At 32.7% G+C, this 18,982-nt stretch carries 10 protein-coding genes; 3 read left to right on the top strand and 7 right to left on the bottom strand.

Annotation, left to right across the window (positions count from 1 at the left end; all coding sequences use genetic code 11):
- Entirely contained in the window at positions 1 to 2,166 is a 2,166-nt protein-coding gene (locus tag ACFSC2_RS03000) for a TonB-dependent receptor plug domain-containing protein (RefSeq protein ID WP_379816132.1), read from the bottom strand.
- Positions 2,167 to 2,271: 105 nt separating this feature from the next.
- Between ACFSC2_RS03000 and ACFSC2_RS02995 the strand changes: the two genes are divergently transcribed.
- Entirely contained in the window at positions 2,272 to 3,174 is a 903-nt protein-coding gene (locus ACFSC2_RS02995; protein ID WP_379816131.1) for a DUF6607 family protein, read from the top strand.
- A gap of 92 nt (positions 3,175 to 3,266) precedes the next feature.
- Here the strand turns inward: ACFSC2_RS02995 and ACFSC2_RS02990 are convergent, their stop codons facing one another.
- The 4 genes from ACFSC2_RS02990 to argS all read right to left on the bottom strand — a co-directional run bounded on the left by ACFSC2_RS02990 (position 3,267) and on the right by argS (position 11,663).
- Positions 3,267 to 4,724: a SusD/RagB family nutrient-binding outer membrane lipoprotein gene (locus tag ACFSC2_RS02990; RefSeq protein WP_379816130.1), complete on the bottom strand. Its 1,458-nt coding sequence runs from the start codon at positions 4,722 to 4,724 to the stop codon at positions 3,267 to 3,269.
- A gap of 16 nt (positions 4,725 to 4,740) precedes the next feature.
- Positions 4,741 to 7,908: a SusC/RagA family TonB-linked outer membrane protein gene (locus tag ACFSC2_RS02985; RefSeq protein ID WP_379816129.1), complete on the bottom strand. Its 3,168-nt coding sequence runs from the start codon at positions 7,906 to 7,908 to the stop codon at positions 4,741 to 4,743.
- Positions 7,909 to 8,510: 602 nt separating this feature from the next.
- On the bottom strand, positions 8,511 to 9,215 hold the full coding sequence (locus tag ACFSC2_RS02980) for a hypothetical protein (protein WP_379816127.1): 705 nt from the start codon (positions 9,213 to 9,215) through the stop codon (positions 8,511 to 8,513).
- A gap of 513 nt (positions 9,216 to 9,728) precedes the next feature.
- Positions 9,729 to 11,663, bottom strand: coding sequence for an arginine--tRNA ligase (gene argS / locus ACFSC2_RS02975; protein ID WP_379816126.1), 1,935 nt, complete (start codon positions 11,661 to 11,663; stop codon positions 9,729 to 9,731).
- A 333-nt stretch (positions 11,664 to 11,996) separates the two neighbouring features.
- Between argS and ACFSC2_RS02970 the strand changes: the two genes are divergently transcribed.
- Positions 11,997 to 14,420, top strand: a complete 2,424-nt coding sequence (locus tag ACFSC2_RS02970) for a TonB-dependent receptor (RefSeq protein WP_379816125.1) — start codon at positions 11,997 to 11,999, stop codon at positions 14,418 to 14,420.
- An 82-nt stretch (positions 14,421 to 14,502) separates the two neighbouring features.
- On the opposite strand, the gene ACFSC2_RS02965 is transcribed toward ACFSC2_RS02970, so the two are convergent.
- The gene (locus ACFSC2_RS02965) at positions 14,503 to 15,177 is read right to left on the bottom strand and encodes a copper homeostasis protein CutC (protein WP_379816124.1); all 675 of its coding nucleotides are present in this window, start codon (positions 15,175 to 15,177) and stop codon (positions 14,503 to 14,505) included.
- Positions 15,178 to 15,291: 114 nt separating this feature from the next.
- Positions 15,292 to 16,299: a 3-oxoacyl-ACP synthase III family protein gene (locus ACFSC2_RS02960; RefSeq protein ID WP_379816123.1), complete on the bottom strand. Its 1,008-nt coding sequence runs from the start codon at positions 16,297 to 16,299 to the stop codon at positions 15,292 to 15,294.
- A gap of 264 nt (positions 16,300 to 16,563) precedes the next feature.
- Between ACFSC2_RS02960 and ACFSC2_RS02955 the strand changes: the two genes are divergently transcribed.
- Positions 16,564 to 18,975: a S9 family peptidase gene (locus ACFSC2_RS02955; RefSeq protein WP_379816122.1), complete on the top strand. Its 2,412-nt coding sequence runs from the start codon at positions 16,564 to 16,566 to the stop codon at positions 18,973 to 18,975.
- Positions 18,976 to 18,982: the final 7 nt, after the last annotated feature.

Here is an 18,982-nt window from a genome sequence, read left to right as displayed (position 1 = left end):
TTAATTAAAATTTAGATTATATGAAAGTTTTAAGAAGTAAGATCGGCCATATCCCAACATCATATCGGAACTTGTACCTCCTCCGTGAGCACCTCCAGATGCATCACCACTACCCCCGTTTATAGCGGACTGCAGATTAGTAACATCAAACAAGTTTCTGGCTCCTACGGTTACTTCAAATTTATTTTTAAAGAATGCTTTGCGAATGGAGGCATCCATCCAGCTAAATGGCTGAAGTTCATTTAGAAAAAATCCCGTTTTTCCATCTGTACCGGTTGCTGCCACATATTGTTGCTGCCTTCCATTATATTTATAAAAAACCGCTAGCAGAGTATTCCATTTAGGGATATTGTAAGAGATACTAGAATTTAGTCTGAACGAATAGAAAAATTTATCATCAGATACTAAGTTTTCAGCAGCCAAGTCAAGTCTTCTGGAAATCCCTACTACAGCTGCCCCTAACATTACATTCCAATTTTTATAAGTATATTGTTCAACCGTTGAAATGTTCCACATCTTATATTTATTGATATTAAGATATTTATAATTCCAGCTAGGAATGGTCTGCGTTACCACTAGATCAATTCTGTCATCAACATCTAAAAAAGTAACTGCTAAGTTGTTCGAGATCTGAGCGCCCGAATCAAAAGTACAGGCTCTTTTAAAACTCATTTCATAAGAAGTACTGTTTTCAGGAATCAAATCAGGATTTCCCTGCATATTATGATTAGAATCAACAAAATAAGTATACAACTCATCAAAATTTGGAGTACGATAGGATTTCCCTAAAGAAGCTCTTGCCTCTAATCCTTTGTCAAACAGATATCTTAAACCAAGTGAACTTGCGTATTGATTTTCGAAAGCAGTTTGAAAAGAAAATCGAAGTCCAGGGCGAATCGAAAATTTATCACTTACACCGATTTCAGCGACTGAATAAATATCATAGTTTTCCAATCTCTTTCTAATATTCTGCCCTACTTGATTGTCATCTCTAAAAGCTCCAACTGATGAATCATAAAATCCGTTTTCATTAGTAATTTCATATCCAAGCTGAAAATCTACTTTTTTATTATCAAAGAAGTTGCTTAGCGCACCTGTAGAATAAAACACTTCTTTTGACTGGTAAGTTTTCCTTTTATTATCTACCTCCTCTCTTGTATCCAACTTATAAACAAAATTCTCTAAATCACGCTCCTGTTTTTGCTGGGAAACTGACACATTATATTTTAATTTTGAGAAAATATTCCCACTAGCATTTAAATGGTGATAATAACGGTTCGTAATATATCTTTTATCTCTTGAAAAATAGGTATCTGCGAAGGGATAATTATCTTGTATATTTATTACTGGATTATAATAATGTACATCTTCTCCATAATAATCGAATTTGTAAAAAATCCTGAAGGCATCTTTCTGGTAACCAAGTATTGCATTTCCTACCAATTGCTCTTTTGGTAACTGTGTGTATCCTCTTAATCCGTCATTAACATCATAATCTCTCCCTTGCCTATTATCATAATAACCAGCCATTTCGTTACGATTTCCTCCTATATTAACAAACCAGTTTTCATTAAAATTATGAGCAATTTTAGCCGATTGAATGTGACGGCCTTTATCAAAAAAACCAAACTCTTTACCAACTGTCTCTTCCTGGACAGTTGCGCCGATCTGCCATTTATATCCCCCTCCTTTTTTCGTAATAATATTTAGGATTCCCGTAACCGCATTTGCTCCGTGAGTAACCCCCATTGATCCCTCAATGATTTCGATTCGCTCAACATCATCAAGATTAACTTGTGTTAAATCAACATTGGTTCCCATCCCTGTATCACTTACTAAAGGTATATTATCAACCAAAATCTTAAAGTATTGTGCATCTAAACCAAACATCGAAACCTTAGAACGCCCATCGTCACCATTAGATGTCACACTAATATTTAAATACTGATTTAATACATCTGCTAAATTATTTGCAGCTAATTGTTTGATATTTTCTTTAGTTACAACACGGACATTAAACACAGATTTCTTTATTGATTGTGGTTCCAATTGCCCTGTAACAACAACTTCAGAAAGTTTTTCTCGCGATGCAATTGTATCTTTTTGCTGTGCAAAAAAAATATTACAAAAAAGCAATCCAGCAAAAAGGGTAATTTTTATTCTCATTATTTTTATTCATTCTTAATAACCGGTGCAAATATATAACTATTTTTAATTGTTCTAAATTAAATTTATATATTTGCGAAAAATTTTAAAACAAAACAATAAGTTATGATTTCAAAAAGCCTTTTAATGTCAGCCGCTGTGGCTTTAACATGCAGTCTTGGTTTTAGTCAGGACAAAAAACAACAAGATATTAAGTCTATCAAATCAATGTGCGGCTGCTATGAAGTGAAGTTTAATTTCACCGAAACATTCTCATATCCTAAAGATTCTGCATCATACAAACCATCTGAAACTAAGCATGAATCTGCTTTGGAATGGGTTGAATTATTAGAAGACACTCCAAACAAAATCGTAATGCAGCATTTATTGATTGTAAGTGATGACATGATTATCAAACACTGGAGACAAGATTGGCTATACGAAAACACAGACTTATATTCTTTTGATAAAGGAAATTCTTGGAAATACAAAAAGTTAGATAAAAAAGCGGTAAAAGGGCAATGGACTCAAAAAGTATATCAAGTAGATGATAGTCCGAGATATGAAGGATCTTCAACTTGGGTACATGTTGACGGAAAAGATTACTGGGCAAACGTTGCAGATGCACCGTTGCCAAGAAGAGAGCAGACAAAACGTAACGATTACAATGTTTTAAAAAGAAGAAATATTCACGAAATCACTGCTACTGGATGGAATCATGAGCAAGACAACGACAAATTAGTTCGTGATGATGCCGGAAAAGATGTTTTATTAGCGCAAGAAAAAGGATTTGATGTTTACACAAAAGTTCCAGACATTAAATGTCAAGCTGCTCAAAAATGGTGGGTTGCTAACAATGCTCTTTGGAAAAATGTTCGTGACAAATGGCAGACTTTATTTGACAGACATAAAGACTTAAATTTAGAGGCAAAAGTGGAGAAAAAAGCGCTTTATTCTCTTTTATTTGACTTAAAACCAGATACTGCTAAAGCAGAAACAGATAAGATTATTGACAAATTTGTTAAATAATTAAATTAGAATTAGTTGTTATAAAAAAGCCGGAAGTTTTTTGAAGACTTCCGGCTTTTTGCTATACAAAATAATTGACAATAAAGATATTATTATCTAGTACCCCCTGCCCACCAAACTTTTTCGGTATAGACATATGTCCCATCTCCAAATGCTTCTGTTACATTCTTGTTTGCAGACACATCAGAATTTCCGTAAGTCAGTCTAAGCGGAAATTTAGCTGCATTAAGTGGATTCGCCAATTGAATTGGATGCGCTGCCGCTGATCCATAAATTGCCAATAAACGTCTATAATCATTATAAGCTTCAACACATTCGTTTTCATAGAATGATAGATATTTTTGAACAGCTATTTCTTTTAATAGATCAGCATTATTTGTAATATTTAATCCTGCAACATAATTTGCTGCATTTGTAGTCGAAAAATTAATAACCTCATCTTTATTAAAAGCAGCATTTACAGCTGCGGTTAAACTTGCTGTACTTGTAACCGCGTCTGAATTTCTTGCTTCTGCTTCTGCTTTGATAAACAATAGTTCGTGGTAGCTTAACATGAATATTGGATTGTTTCTATTTATTAATGCTGAAAACGAATAATTTTGACTTTGAGGGCTCTCACCATTTACAAAAAATTCATATGTAAGAGGCGCACCAGATGTTTTTCGGATTTTTGTGAAATAACCTTCAGCACGTGGATCATTTGCTCTTGCATTTAATTTATCCGATAAACTTTTACTTGCAAATAAATATCCTCTGGCATTATCTAATTGATAATACGGATTTGGAATATCATTATTTTTCAATTTAAATTCGTCATTTTTACTTGTAAAAGATTTACTTACATAGATTAACACCTTTGCATAATCTGGATTTCTAAAAGAAAGACGCAATGTATAGCGAGCCAATAAACCATTAGCGGCTTTTATCCATTTTGTTTTATCGCCTTGGTATATTAAATCCTGATTTCCTAAAACTGGATAATTTGATGTTTTTCCTAAATTAACTATTGCGTCTTCAAGGGTTGCAAAAACAATTTTATAAAGATCTTCCTGATGGTCTAATTTAGGCTGAAAAATTACCCCAGGCTGAAAAGCTTCTGTAAAAGGAACATCTCCATACATATCTGTCAGTAAAGCTAAATTATAAGCATATAAAACTTGCGCTATTCCCAACGTTGTGTAGTTTCCTTTTTCCGTGCCGGTTGTACATTTCTCGATAATCAGTTTTAGATTGTACATTGTCTGATATTGATTGTTCCAAGAGTTGTTATAAGTTGTCTGATTTATAGGTTCACCATTTCTTGTTTCAGCATTATACATTTGGCCAGAACCTCCTGCGTTTAATTCTACATACACTCCCGAGTAGAAAGAAAGATCTGAACCTGTATTGCTAAATGCTGTACTGGTCATAGCATCCGTAATTGCAAAATGGCTTGGAACATCTGTTGGATTATTTACATTTTTGTTGATATCATCCATTTTATCCTCTGAACAAGAATTTAATGAAAATGATGCGATCGCTAAAAGTAATATAGCTTTATATTTTTTCATGATTTTTTGAATTATATTAATTTATTGTTAGATTCATTCCCATTCCAATACTTCTTGTTTGTGGAATAGATAATCTTTCAAAACCTCCGGCCATATTGTTATTTCCTTGGGATGATTCCGGATCTAAGTTTGGCATTTTAGCCCATAATAAAACGTTTCTTGCGAATGCTGAAAGGCGTATATCAAATCCTGCTGAAAATTTTGGAAGGGTATATCCTAAAGAAAGCTCTCTTAATTTAACGAAAGAAGCATCGTATATAGCAGTTTCTGCAATATTTGAATACACAGTATAAGTCGCTTCTTTTGTAGCTGCTTTTGTATTTACTTCTCCAGTTGCTGTAACACCTTGCTGTACTATTAGTTCATCACGATTTCCTGTTTTAGCACTTAATCCATAAGTATCTAATAGTGAATTTGTACCGCTGTACATTTTCCCTCCATTTTTCCAGTCAAAAGTAGCGGCAAGAGTTACTTTTTTGTATCGGAAAGAAGTTGTTCCTCCTAAGTTGAATTTCGGAGCAACCTCACCAAGCGATTTGGTTTCACCAGCAATAGCCAGCCCATTATTATCAACTAGAATATTTCCTTTATCATCTCTCTTAAAAGATGTTCCATAAATAACTGGAAAACGCTCTCCAATACTCGCTCTAATTTGTGGAGTAACAAATCCGCCTAAGAAAATATTAGGTACTCCTTCTTTTAATTCATCTACAAAGTTGTCTATTTGTGTGTAGTTTGCAGAAATCGTCCAATCAAAATCAGCAGTTCTAACTGGATTAACACTAACAATTAATTCATGACTATTAGTATGGATTTTTCCTCCGTTCATCATTAAAGAAGAGGCTCCTGTCGAACCTGCTAATGGCACTGAAAAAATTTGATCTATTACATTTTGTCTAGCATAAGTATAGTCTATACTAATTCGATTATTAAATAATCGAACCTCTCCACCCAATTCATAAGATCTTGTATTTTGAGGTTTTAAGTTTGGATCATACATTATATTATTTGGAATGTATGAATTTACTCCACCAACAGGATAACTTATAGGAGCAGTTCCCCAGAAACCGCCTCCATAAGAAGGTACTGAATAATAATTAGCTTTATAATTTCCAGCTTGACCTACCTCTGCCCAAGATCCTCTTAGTTTAGCGAAAGATAATATAGAGTTTCCTTTTAAAGCTTCTAGCTCTGTTAACACTACACCTAGTGATACTGAAGGATATACAAATGAACGGTTGTTTCTTGGCATTGATGATACAATATCATTTCTTATTGTACCGCCCAAGTAAATAAAATTTTTGTATGAGAGGTTTACATTACCAAACAAACCAAAAGTTCTGTTTTTATTGATTTCATCTGTGGCAACTGTTTGTTGTGTATTGGCTAAATTAGCCCATCCACCAAAATTAAGATTGTTTCCAATCATATCATAGTCCTTTTCATACTTATCGTTAATTTCATTACCAACCAATGCTGTTAAATTTAAGTCTTCTGAAATTTTGTACTCATAATTCGCTGTTAATAATGAATTAATTGTTCTTGATGAAATTCCATAAATATATAAATGACCTGCTGTATTTTGTTTATTACCATATTCTTCTATATTTCTATAATTAGTTGTATAGGTATCTGCTCCAAGCTGGTAACGAAATGTAATCTTATGATGATTGTCTACCGAGATTTTGGGTGCAAATTCAACATAGCTGTTTCCATAAAAACGATCTGTTTGTTCGTCAAATATGTTGTGTTTAGCGGCCCAATAAGGATTGTTCCATCCTAGTGGTCTGTAATAAATTTGTTTATAAGGATCAGTTGGGTTTTCAAATCCGTTTCCTTTTAAGTCATAACTTATAGGAGCTGCAAATGCACCTGCCACAGAAGAATCATTCGCGCCTGTAGCTTTTTGAATTTTAGTATTTACATAGTTTCCTACGAATCCGGTTTTCCATTCGTCCCCTAATTTTGTACTAAATGAAGCTTTAGCATTATAACGATCCATACCCGTTGCAGGTATAAATCCATCCTGATTTGACGAGCCCAACGCAAATGCGTAATTACTTTTATCAGTTGCTTGTGTTATATTAAAAGAATTATTAACAGTTATTCCAGTTTTAAAGAAATTACCAAAATTATCATAAACCTTAGGTGTTACCCATGGATCTAAGCCAGCAGTAGCTCTTTGCGGCACATAATATTTACCTGCATATGCTGTTGCATTCATACCATTCAAGGTGTTCGCAACATTTCCTCCATATTTTGCATCATTTGGCAACTCAGAAATCTTAGGTCCCCAAGACAATGAGTTTGTTGGATCGTATGCACCTTTGGTTCCTTGTGCATACTCATTCTGAAAGTTAATCTTTCTAGAGATGTTATCTGCTGTAATAGAACTATTGAAATTAATTGTTGGTTTACCATTTTTAGAAGCACCTCTCCCGCTTTTTGTAGTAATCACAATTACTCCATTTGAAGCTCTAAGACCATAAATTGCCGAAGCTGCTTGTCCTTTTAGAATGTTGATCGATTCAATATCATTAGGATCAATATCTACAGCTCGGTTAGCACTATCTGCTCCAGTCACACTGTTTCCTGTACTGTAATCAGCTTGCGATGCTACCGGCATACCATCAATTACATATAAAGGAGTATTATTACCTGTAAAAGAACGGGCTCCGCGAATTACAATTTGAGAAGAAGCTCCAGGAGCACCACTAGAAGGGGTGATTTGTACACCTGCTAATTTTCCTTGAAGAGCTCCTGCCAAACTATTGTTATTTCCTTTTGTTAATTCAGTAGCTTTAATTTCCTGAGTAGCATAACCCAAAGCTTTTTTCTCTTTTTTAACTCCCATTGCAGTTGTAACTACGACACTTTCTAATTCCTGTGCACCAGCATCTATCATTTTTACATCAATAACTGAAGAACTTGCTGCTATTTCCTGAGTCTTCGTACCCATATAGCTGAATACTAAAACCTGATTTGATGATGCAGTAATTGAATATTTTCCATCAAAATCAGTTTGGGTTCCTAATTTTGTTCCTTTGATCATGACACTAACACCAGGAAGCGGCATTCCCGCATTATCCAAAACCGTTCCTGTAATTTTTTTTTGTTGCGCAAAAGTAAATTGAAGCGCAAAAACAAAAAATACCACTATTAATCCTTTTAATTTTTGTTTCATTTTTTTTCTTTGATTTATTAAAGGCCGAACTTATAAAATTTAAATATTTTTAACAAGATTTATTTTTAATTTAACACAAATAACAAGAGTAATTATACTACAAAAAATAAAAACTAATAGATATATTAAAATAAAATACTTACATAATTATTTAAAACGAGAAAAAAATCATTACTATCGGATCTTATATATCATAAATAAGAAAAAGCCGTCATAATTTTTGACGGCTTTTTGATCCTTGTCATTTTCAGACTAAATAGTGTACTAATTCAAAATAGCAAAAAATGAATGTAAGGAAGATATTTCCAAGTAATAGTGTCGTATAAAAAAGTGTGTTGTTTCAATTTAGTGGGTGAGAATTTTGCTCATGAATTACAAAACTTCTAAATCGAAATAATTAACTCTACAATATTTTAGGGAGTGATATTGTTTCTGAAATCGTGCACAAACATAAATCATACAAACACAATTTCCTACAAAAAAAATATTTGGTACCGAAAATATGTCGTATTCTAATACTTCTCAACCTGTAGTGGCTATAAAAGTAAAAAGCCGATAGTTCTACAACTATCGGCTTTTTTGTATTTAAATTTTATTCTAAATTATTGCACACACTCAGAATAAGTAAGAGAGTGTTTTGTTAAATCACCCCATTTTGGCTCTGGGTTTTCTGAGATTAACTTATCACAGCTTTTCCACAATTCAGCAAATTCTTTTTTGTATTCTTTTTTCTTTAATAAGAAAGCAGGCTCGTTTTTCTTAGCAACGTAAAATGATTTTGCATCACCTCCAACAAATTTCATACCGCCAACTCCTATTGATGCAGTTTCTTTTGCATAAGGATCACAGTAAATTTTAAATTCTTTACTAAACGCAGGGTTAAGAAGCTGCATCAATAATTTAGTCTGTTTCTTCTTAATTTTTACATCCGTAGTTTCAAAATAAGCGTAACCTTCTTTTAAGTACTCTTGGTTTAATTTATCATCATTCCATTTTTGAACATCAGAAATAAAATCTAATTTTTTATTTAATTTATCCAGACCACTTGGTGGCAAGTACATAAATTTAATGTCTTCTGGTTTCAATTTGTGTTTTTTTCCAGCAGCATCTTGCAATTTGATATATTCAATTAATCCTTTTTCTCTATCAATATCTCTGATAGTTCCGCTGATTTCAGTTCCGTCAGCCAAAGTAATGTAAGCTGTTTTACTGTGCGAAAATGCATAAGAAGGAGCGATTAAATCCTGTGCATTCATTATGCCGAATGCAAAAAGCAACATCATTAATAAAGTAATTTTTTTACTCATTGTATTTTTGGGTTATGTTTTGCCTACTCTTACGATTTTCAGCTTCCTCGTCTACGATTCATAAAAAAATAAAATTATGGGGATTTTTTAAGTTTTTTATAGCACGCATTTTCTTACCGTAAACATACTTATAAAAAAAACATATTTACAAGTGGTATTTTTATTTTTTTTATAATTATACACTTAAATATTATTCGTAAACATTTAACAATCTTACAGATATAAAAACAGAAAAAATGCTTAAAACTTTCAAACGGTTTAATCCCTGAAACAAATTTTTCTATAAAAGCAGACTAAATTCAAAATAGTTAAAAAAATTTCAGGTGAAACTGCAGTTAGTTTGCAATGAAAATCTTCTTTCATCAAAATTTTTCTTGAATATGAATAGCATTGAATTATTGCTAAAATAATATTGAACCTAAATAGAAATGAGATGTTTAAGAAATAAAAACAATAAAAAAAGCCAATAATTTAAAAAACTATTGGCTTTACAATTTTAGCTATTCTCTAAAACTACATTCTTTCTGGAACTTCAATTCCTAATAATTGGAATGCAGATTTTATAACTTCTGCAACTTTCTGAGAAAGCTGTACTCTGAATATTTTTTTTGTCAAATCAACTTCTCCTAAAATATGAACTGACTGATAGAATGAATTATATTCTTTTACTATATCATAAGTATAATTTGCAATTAAAGCAGGACTATGATTTTGAGCCGCGTTCTGAATTACTTCTGGAAAAAGTTCGATTTGTTTTATTAGTTCTTTTTCTTTTTCGTGAAGTTCTTCAATGTCAATTTTAGCAGAAAAATCAAAATCTGCTTTTCTTATTATAGATTGAATTCTAGCGTAAGTATATTGAATAAACGGTCCTGTATTTCCAGCAAAATCTACAGATTCTTCTGGATTAAATAAAATACGTTTCTTCGGATCTACTTTTAAAATATAATATTTCAACGCTCCAAGACCTATTGTCTTGTATAGTTTTGCTTTTTCTTCTGTCGAATAACTGTCTAATTTTCCTAAATCTTCTGAAATTTGTTTTGCGGTATCCGTCATATCCTGCATTAAATCATCAGCATCTACAACAGTTCCTTCACGACTTTTCATTTTTCCAGAAGGCAGATCCACCATTCCGTATGATAAATGATACAAACTCGAAGCCCAGTCAAAACCAAGTTTTTTCAAGATCAGGAATAAAACCTTAAAGTGATAATCTTGTTCGTTACCAACTGTGTAAACCATTCCTCCCACATCTGGCATATCTTTTACACGCTGAATCGCAGTTCCGATATCCTGTGTCATATAAACAGCAGTTCCGTCAGAACGTAATACAATTTTACGATCAAGACCTTCATCTGTCAAATCGATCCAAACAGAACCATCAGGATCTTTTTCAAAAACACCTTTATCAAGACCCACCTGGACAACATCCTTTCCTAATAAATAAGTATTGCTTTCGTAATAATATTTATCAAAATTAACTCCAAGATTAATGTATGTAGTTTCAAAACCAGCATATACCCATTGATTCATTTTTTTCCAAAGAGAAACAACATGGTCGTCTCCAGCTTCCCATTTTTGAAGCATTCCTTTAACTTCTTTACCTAAAAGACTATAATTATTAAAATATTTATCTTTGAAATTCGATTTGAAATTTTTATGATCACCTTCATCTGTAAAAAGATCTTCATCAAATTCTCCTCCATCATTAAAAAAGACTGGCATCTCTCCATCTTCACCCATCAATTTATCAATCAATGAAGTATCTTTATCTTTTAAAAACTCAACAGAATATTCTACAGTTTTTTGCCATTCAGAGTATTCATTTTGAAAAGCCTTTTCAAATTCTACATAATATTTACCAACTAGTTTATCACCTTTTAGACCAGAAGTTTCTGGAGTTTCTCCATTTCCAAATTTTTCCCAAGCCAGCATCGATTTACAGATATGAATACCTCTATCGTTGATGATTTGCGTTTTGTACACTTTTTTACCAGAAGCTTTTAAAATCTCAGCAACAGAATATCCTAACAAGTTGTTACGAACGTGCCCTAAGTGCAAAGGTTTGTTGGTGTTTGGCGAAGAATATTCAACCATTATTGCTTTTTCGTCTGGATTTGGAGATATAAAACCAAACGGCTTTTCATTTTTAATTCCGTTAAAGAAATTTACGTAGTAACTATCTGAAATTACAATGTTCAAAAAGCCTGAAACTACATTAAATCGCGCAACTTCATCAACGTTTTCAACCAGATAATTTCCAATTTTATTTCCTAACTCAACAGGATTACTCTTAATCAGTTTTAGTAAAGGAAAAATTACCATTGTAATATCGCCTTCAAACTCTTTTCTAGTAGTTTGAAGCTCAATTTTATCAATAGAAACATCGAATAATGCTTGTATTGCTTTTTGTATAGAAGGTGTTAGAATTTGTGCTAATGACATGTAAACTTAATTTTAAAGTGAGCAAAGATACTGCTTATTCATCAATTACAGAAAATCAAAAACATATTAAATTCAGTAAAACAATTTGAATTTGACAAAAAAGCAGTCTTTACAATTGTCAAAATTATAAAAAAATCAAAAGCTTAAAGTATTACAAAACAGCACTTCTAAAAAATATTATAAATTTTTCTAAAATTTATTGTAACATATTCTATTTAAAAGAGTCTTAATAGGGACTTCAAATTTTATCTGAAGCCAATCAAAAAAAAGTAAAAAAAACAAAAACTAACAAAAATCATCATCAATCAAATCAAATCAATCACGTAACTAATCATGAAATTAAAATTCTTTCTGTTTGCATTACTGGGGGTAATTGCAACAGCACAAGCCCAGAACACCGGAACGGTTTCTGGGAAAATTACAGAAAAGTCGAATAACGCACCAATCTCGTATGCAAGCGTTTCTCTAAAAGAAAACGGCAAAATAGTAGGCGGCGTAAATACCGATGACAACGGAGACTTTTCATTTAAAAACATTGCTTTAAAAAGTTACACGATCGAAATTCAATACATTGGATTTAGAAAATATATCGGTTCTGTAATTTTAAGCGAAAACAAAAAAGCGGCAACAGTAAATGTTGGTCTTGAAGAGGAAGCAACTCAGCTAAAAGGCGTAAATATTGTAGCTGAACGTTCTACTATCGAACAAAAAATCGATAGAAAAGTAGTAAACGTCGGAAAAGATTTAACCACAGCGGGAGCGTCTGCATCGGATATTATGAACAACATTCCTTCTGTGAATGTAGACCAGGATGGTAAACTTTCGCTTCGCGGAAACGATAATGTTCGTGTATTAATTGATGGAAGACCAAGTAATATTGACCCAGCGCAGTTGTTGAAACAAATTCCTTCAACTTCTATAAAAAAGATTGAGCTAATCACCAATCCAAGTGCAAAATACAATCCAGAGGGAATGTCTGGAATCATCAACATTATTCTGCATAAAAATGCTAATACTGGTTTTAACGGAAGTTACAGCGGCGGGATTACTTTTGGGGAAACGGCTAAGTTTAACCAATCTTTAGATTTGAACTATAAAACTGGAAAAGTAAACTTTTTTGGAAACGCTGGAAATAACTCTGGAAAATACTTTAACGATGGTTTTATCGAAAGATCAGATCGAACTGTTACTCAAAAATTAGATATTGTTAACGATAATGAATCATACTTATATAAAATTGGTATGGATTATTTAATTGATGATCATAATACTTTGTCTATTTATACGAATCAAAATAAATCAACTGGAAATGGTATAGTGAATACCGACATTGATTATATTAATTCTCCAGATAACATTGCTAATATGTATCAAAGATCAAGATATCAAGGACCTAATAAAACGGGGACTTATAACTTGGCATACAAACATATCTTTAAAAAAGAAGGACACACTTTAGATTTTGAAGGAAACTACAGTGACACGAAAGAAAGTCAAAATGCAAATTTTGACAATCAAATCACTTTGATTAATAATGCTCAAAGTTCAGATATTTATAATGATTTCTTGAGTAATAACCGAAAACTAAGTACTGTAAACGTTGACTATGTTAATCCGTTAAACGAAAAAACAACACTTGAAGCTGGAGCTGAAGCAAGATTGACAAGAACTGATAATGATTACAGTCGAATAAACGATCAAAATCCTACGCAGAATTTAGTTTCTAATTACACTTATGATACTGATATCTATTCTGCTTATGTGACTTTTGGACAGAAATTCAAAAAAATCAGCTATCAATTAGGTGCTCGTGTTGAAAGTTATAAAATGCAGGCGAATTTAAATCATGACCAAACTAAGTATGATGATGATTATCTTACTTTATATCCTTCTGCTTATTTAACTTATAACGTAAATGAGAAAAACACTTTGCAATTTAGCTATAGCCGCCGTGTTGACCGTCCAAGTTTAGGACAGACAAAACCAATTCGTGAGTTTTCTACTCCGTTAGTAACTTCTTTAGGAAATCCAGATCTAAGACCTCAGTTTACTAATTCTGTAGAAGTTAATTATACTAAAACTCTTGAAAAAGGAAGCTTTACAGCTGGTGTTTTTGTGAGAAGTATCAATGATCAAATCAGCAGAATTTTGTATCCAGATAATACAGATCCAAGTGGAAATAAACAAATTATGTCTTACACGAACTTTGACCATAATACCGCTTATGGATTTGAAGTGTCAATGAATTATAAAATTACAAAATGGTGGGATATTCAGCCGTCTATTGATTTCTCTAGCATAAATCAAGAAGGTGTTGTATCTAAATTCCAAGAAGACATTAATGGAATTAAAATTATCGCAGAAAACAGAAAAGTGACCGTTGCTGCATTTAACGGACGTATGAACTCGAACTTCAAAGCAAATAAACGTTTAAGTTTCTTACTTTTTGGATTCTACAGAGGCGCTGTTGACGGTGTTCAAAACAATAGTAAAGAAATGTATAAAATGGATATTGGTTCACGTTATACATTGTTAGATAACAAAATGAATATCAGTGTACGTTTCAACGACGTTTTCAATACTATGAAATATGCATTTGATACTGAGTATCCGTACGGTCAAACAGGTCAGTTTACATGGGAAAGTCAAACGGTATATTTAGGATTAACCTATAACTTTGGAAGCAGTAAAATCAAAAAATTACAGCGTAAACAAAGAGATGATAATACTAATAAAGGCGGTGGAGGAATGTTCTAATCTTCCTTTATTACTAATTTTTTAGAATACTTGTAGAAAAGGAAAATCCTGAAGTTATGCCAAACTTCAGGATTTTTTTATTTTATAAATACTCCAAGATTGCTTTGATTTCTTTAGGATCAGCGGTTTCAGAGTTATCCGTTATTGCTGATGTATGAAAATAGGTTTCTTCTTTTAATTTTTCTTCTATTGCCTGAACATTAGTAGATCGCAAACCGCCTCCGGGCATTATTACAATTCTTTCGTCTGCCAATTTTTGAATTTTTTCTAAAACTTTGATCCCTTCTAAAACGTTTGTACCTTGTCCTGAAGTTAGAATAGTATCAAAACCGCATTCTATAACATCTTCGAGAGATTCTTCAACATCTTTTACGACATCAAAAGCACGGTGAAAGGTACAAGAAAGCGGATGTGCCAGTAGTACCAATTCTTTATTTTGTTTTTTATTTACTTTTCCGTTTTCTTTCAAAATTCCAAAAACAAAACCATCGACTCCTAATTTTTTAAATTGTTTAATGTCCTGTTTCATTTCAGTCAACTCTTCATCAGAATACACAAAATCTCCACCTCTCGGTCTTATAATTACATGCATTTTAATATTTAGGCTTTCCCGAACTTTTACAACCAAAATCGAGTTTGGAGTTGTCCCTCCAAGTTTCATATTTTCACATAATTCAATTCTGTCCGCGCCATTTTCTTGCGCGATTATAGCAGACTCGTAGTTAAAGCAGGCTATTTCGAGTTGATTTTTTCTCATTGTCATTTTTTTGTCATTTCGACGAAAGGCAGATTAAACAATTCTAAGGTGCTAAAATAAAAAAAACCTGCTCCAAAACGAAGCAGGTTTGCAATATAATGTAAGATGATGATTTTACCATTTAATGATAGCACTTGCCCAAGTAAAACCACTTCCGAAAGCGGCTAGAACAACAGTGTCTCCAGATTTGATTTTTCCTTGTTCCCACGCTTCTGTCAAAGCAATTGGAATTGAAGCTGCGGTAGTATTTCCGTATTTCTGAATATTATTATGAACTTGATCATCTGTCAATTTAAATTTATTTTGAATGAATTGAGAGATTCTCAAATTGGCTTGATGCGGAATCAACATATCAATATCTGAAACTTGTAAACCATTTGCTTCTAAACCTTCGTTGATTACTTCTGCAAAACGAACAACAGCATTTTTAAATACAAATTGTCCATTCATATAAGGATAATAACTTTCGTCATTTGGGTCATTATCAGCAATAATATCGGTTACCCATCTTGCCCCCATTCCTGGTGCCTGTAATGCTAATTCTTCAGCATGTTGTCCTTCTGAGTGCAAGTGCGTAGATAAAATTCCTTTTGACAAATCTTCTTCACGGCTTAAAACTGCCGCTCCTGCTCCGTCTCCAAAAATTACTGAAACTCCACGTCCGCGAGTAGTCATATCCAAACCTGTTGAATGAACCTCAGATCCAATTACCAAAATGTTTTTGTACATTCCCGTTTTAATATATTGATCTGCAACAGAAATAGCATAAACAAATCCAGAACATTGATTTCTAACATCTAATGCTCCAACGGTTTTAAGACCTAAATCTCTTTGTACTAAAACTCCAGGTCCTGGAAAATAATAATCTGGACTTAATGTAGCAAAAACTACTAAGTCAATATCTTCTTTGGCAACGCCAGAACGTTCTATTGCAATTTTAGCTGCTTTTACTCCCATTGAAGTGGTGGTATCTTCTCCACGAATAATGTGTCTTCTTTCCTGAATCCCTGTCCTTTCCTGAATCCATTCATCATTGGTATCCATTATCTTAGACAAATCATCGTTAGTCACCACATTTGAAGGAACATAATATCCTAAACCAGCTATTTTTGAATGATACATACTCTTTTATTATTTATTAAAAAATTGGATTGCAAATTTACGCATACTTTAAAACATAAGCATACAAATTACTATTTTTTTCGTAATTAGCAATTTAATATCTACTAATAATAAACCGCTTTACACATTTTTTAATTCAAAAAAAGCAAAAAAAACTTCTAAAACATAAAAAGAATTAAATTAGCGATCTAATTTGTAACAAGTCTAAATGATCTGAGACAAACATTTAATATTACCCTTTTTTTAATCCCAAAAATTCAAATTATGAAATTAAAAGTTACGCTATTTTTATTTCTAAACTTTGGTTTTTTTGCGCTCGCTCAAGAAAACCTTACTTACCAAAAGCCATCAAAATCTATTCTTGATCTTGCAGATTATGAAAGAGCTCCAACAGTAGCTACAGATACTAAAAATGAAAATATCCTTTTCATGTATCGCAATACTTATAAAACATTAGATGATCTAAACCAAGACGAACTTAGATTAGCTGGTTTAAGAATCAACCCTACTACTAATATTTCTAGTACGGTAACTTATACCACAAATCTTAAGCTCCGCAAAGTAAACGGCAAAAATGAGATACAGGTTGCAGGACTTCCAAACAATCCAAAAATCAGTAATGTTTTATGGTCTCCAAACGACAAGAAAATTTTATTTTCTCACACAACTGCAACAGGAGTTGAACTTTGGGTTATAGATGTAGCATCTGCTCAAGCAACAAAATTAACAGATGCAACTGTAAATGCTAATCTTGGAAATCCGTTCAGCTGGCTTCCAGACAATGAAACTATCTTGGTAAAAATGCTTCCTAAAAACAGAAAGCCTTTATTAGATTCTAAAAAAGATTTACCAACAGGACCTATTGTTTCTAACACATCTGGAGAAAAGTCTCAAAACAGAACGTATCCTGATATGCTTAAAAACAAGAATGATGAATTCAATTTTGAAAATGCTGTTACTTCTGAATTATATAAAGTAAACCTTAACGGAAATGCTGTTCTATTTAAAGAAGCGGCTATGTTTTTTGGTGAAAGAATTTCGCCAGACGGAAATTATATCATGCTGACAACAATTCAGAAACCATTTTCTTATGTAGTGCCTTTGTATCGTTTTCCTTCTAAAACAGTTGTTTATGACATTAGAGGAAAAGAAATTAAAACAGTCAATGAAGTTCCGTTAAGCGAAATCATGCCAAAAGGTTTCATGGCTGTTCGTAAAGGAAAAAGAGAAATGGCATGGAGAACTGACAAGCCAGCAACTTTGTATTATGCTGTTGCTTTAGACGAAGGAAATCCAGCTAATAAAGTTGAAAACAGAGATGAATTATTTTTATGGGACGCTCCTTTTACCGCAGAACCTGTTTCTTTTGCTAAAACGCCGCAGCGTTTCAGCGATATTACTTGGGGTAATGACAATCTTGCTGTTTTATCAGATCAATGGTATGATACTCGTAACACCAAAACATATTTAATCAATCCATCAAATCCAGCACAAGCCCCGAAAGTTATTACAGACAGAAACTCGCAAGATGTATATTCTGACCCAGGTAATTTTCAAACTAAAAAAAATCAATACAATAAATATGTCTTATTATTAGAAAAAGACAATGCTTACCGTATTGGAGAAGGGTATACTAAAGAAGGACAATTTCCTTTTATTGATGAATTTAATACCAAAACACTTCAAACTAAACGTTTATACACTTCTCCATACAAGGATAAAAAAGAAGATTTAATTGAAATTGAAGATGTTAAATCGGGTAAAATTTTAGTTCAGATTCAATCTAAAAGTGAATATCCAAATTATTATTTTAAAAATATTTACAAGAAAAACAGCTTAACCCCAATTACAGATTTCAAAAATCCTTTTGAAAGTATCAAAAATGTAAGTAAAGAAGTGATTAAATACAAGCGTAAAGATGGTTTAGAATTATCTGGGACTTTATACTTACCTGCTGGTTATGACAAAGCAAAGAAAGAAAAACTGCCTTTATTAATCTGGGCTTATCCGGCAGAATACAAAGACAGAAATAGTGCTGCACAGTCTACTCAGAATTCAAATGAGTTTACTTTTCCTTACTATGGATCATTTGTGTATTGGGTAACAAAAGGATATGTTGTTTTAGATGATGCTGCTTTCCCAATTATTGGTGAAGGGACAACAGAACCAAACGACAATTTTATCTCGCAATTGGTTGACAACGCTGCTGCTGCAATCGATGCTGTTGACGCTTTAGGATATATCAATCGTAAAAAAGTGGCTGTAGGAGGACATTCTTATGGTGCATTTATGACAGCAAATTTACTGACACATTCTAATCTTTTTGCTTGTGGAATCGCTCGAAGCGGTGCTTACAACAGAACTTTAACTCCATTTGGTTTCCAGACAGAACAGCGTAATTACTGGGAAGTTCCAGAGGTTTACAACACCATGTCTCCGTTTATGAATGCTGACAAAATGAAAACGCCTATTTTATTAGTTCACGGAGAAGCAGATAACAATCCTGGAACATTTACATTGCAGACAGAACGTTATTTTCAAGCTTTAAAAGGTTTGGGAGCGCCGGCTAGAATGGTAATTCTTCCAAAAGAATCTCACGGATATGCTGCTAAAGAAAACATCCTGCACTTGTTATGGGAACAAGATCAGTTTTTAGAAAAGTATTTGAAAAACTAATTTAACC

It is taken from the genome of Flavobacterium artemisiae (assembly GCF_042678225.1).
GTDB classification, from domain to species: domain Bacteria; phylum Bacteroidota; class Bacteroidia; order Flavobacteriales; family Flavobacteriaceae; genus Flavobacterium; species Flavobacterium artemisiae.
This window is presented reverse-complemented; position numbering and strand designations above follow the sequence as displayed.

Bases quoted from the DNA above. Each gene is read 5' to 3' on its own strand.
- ACFSC2_RS03000 (WP_379816132.1), bottom strand. From the start codon at position 2,166: ATGAGAATAAAAATTACCCTTTTTGCTGGATTGCTTTTTTGTAATATT.
- ACFSC2_RS02995 (WP_379816131.1), top strand. From the start codon at position 2,272: ATGATTTCAAAAAGCCTTTTAATGTCAGCCGCTGTGGCTTTAACATGC.
- ACFSC2_RS02990 (WP_379816130.1), bottom strand. From the start codon at position 4,724: ATGAAAAAATATAAAGCTATATTACTTTTAGCGATCGCATCATTTTCA.
- ACFSC2_RS02985 (WP_379816129.1), bottom strand. From the start codon at position 7,908: ATGAAACAAAAATTAAAAGGATTAATAGTGGTATTTTTTGTTTTTGCG.
- ACFSC2_RS02980 (WP_379816127.1), bottom strand. From the start codon at position 9,215: ATGAGTAAAAAAATTACTTTATTAATGATGTTGCTTTTTGCATTCGGC.
- argS (WP_379816126.1), bottom strand. From the start codon at position 11,663: ATGTCATTAGCACAAATTCTAACACCTTCTATACAAAAAGCAATACAA.
- ACFSC2_RS02970 (WP_379816125.1), top strand. From the start codon at position 11,997: ATGAAATTAAAATTCTTTCTGTTTGCATTACTGGGGGTAATTGCAACA.
- ACFSC2_RS02965 (WP_379816124.1), bottom strand. From the start codon at position 15,177: ATGAGAAAAAATCAACTCGAAATAGCCTGCTTTAACTACGAGTCTGCT.
- ACFSC2_RS02960 (WP_379816123.1), bottom strand. From the start codon at position 16,299: ATGTATCATTCAAAAATAGCTGGTTTAGGATATTATGTTCCTTCAAAT.
- ACFSC2_RS02955 (WP_379816122.1), top strand. From the start codon at position 16,564: ATGAAATTAAAAGTTACGCTATTTTTATTTCTAAACTTTGGTTTTTTT.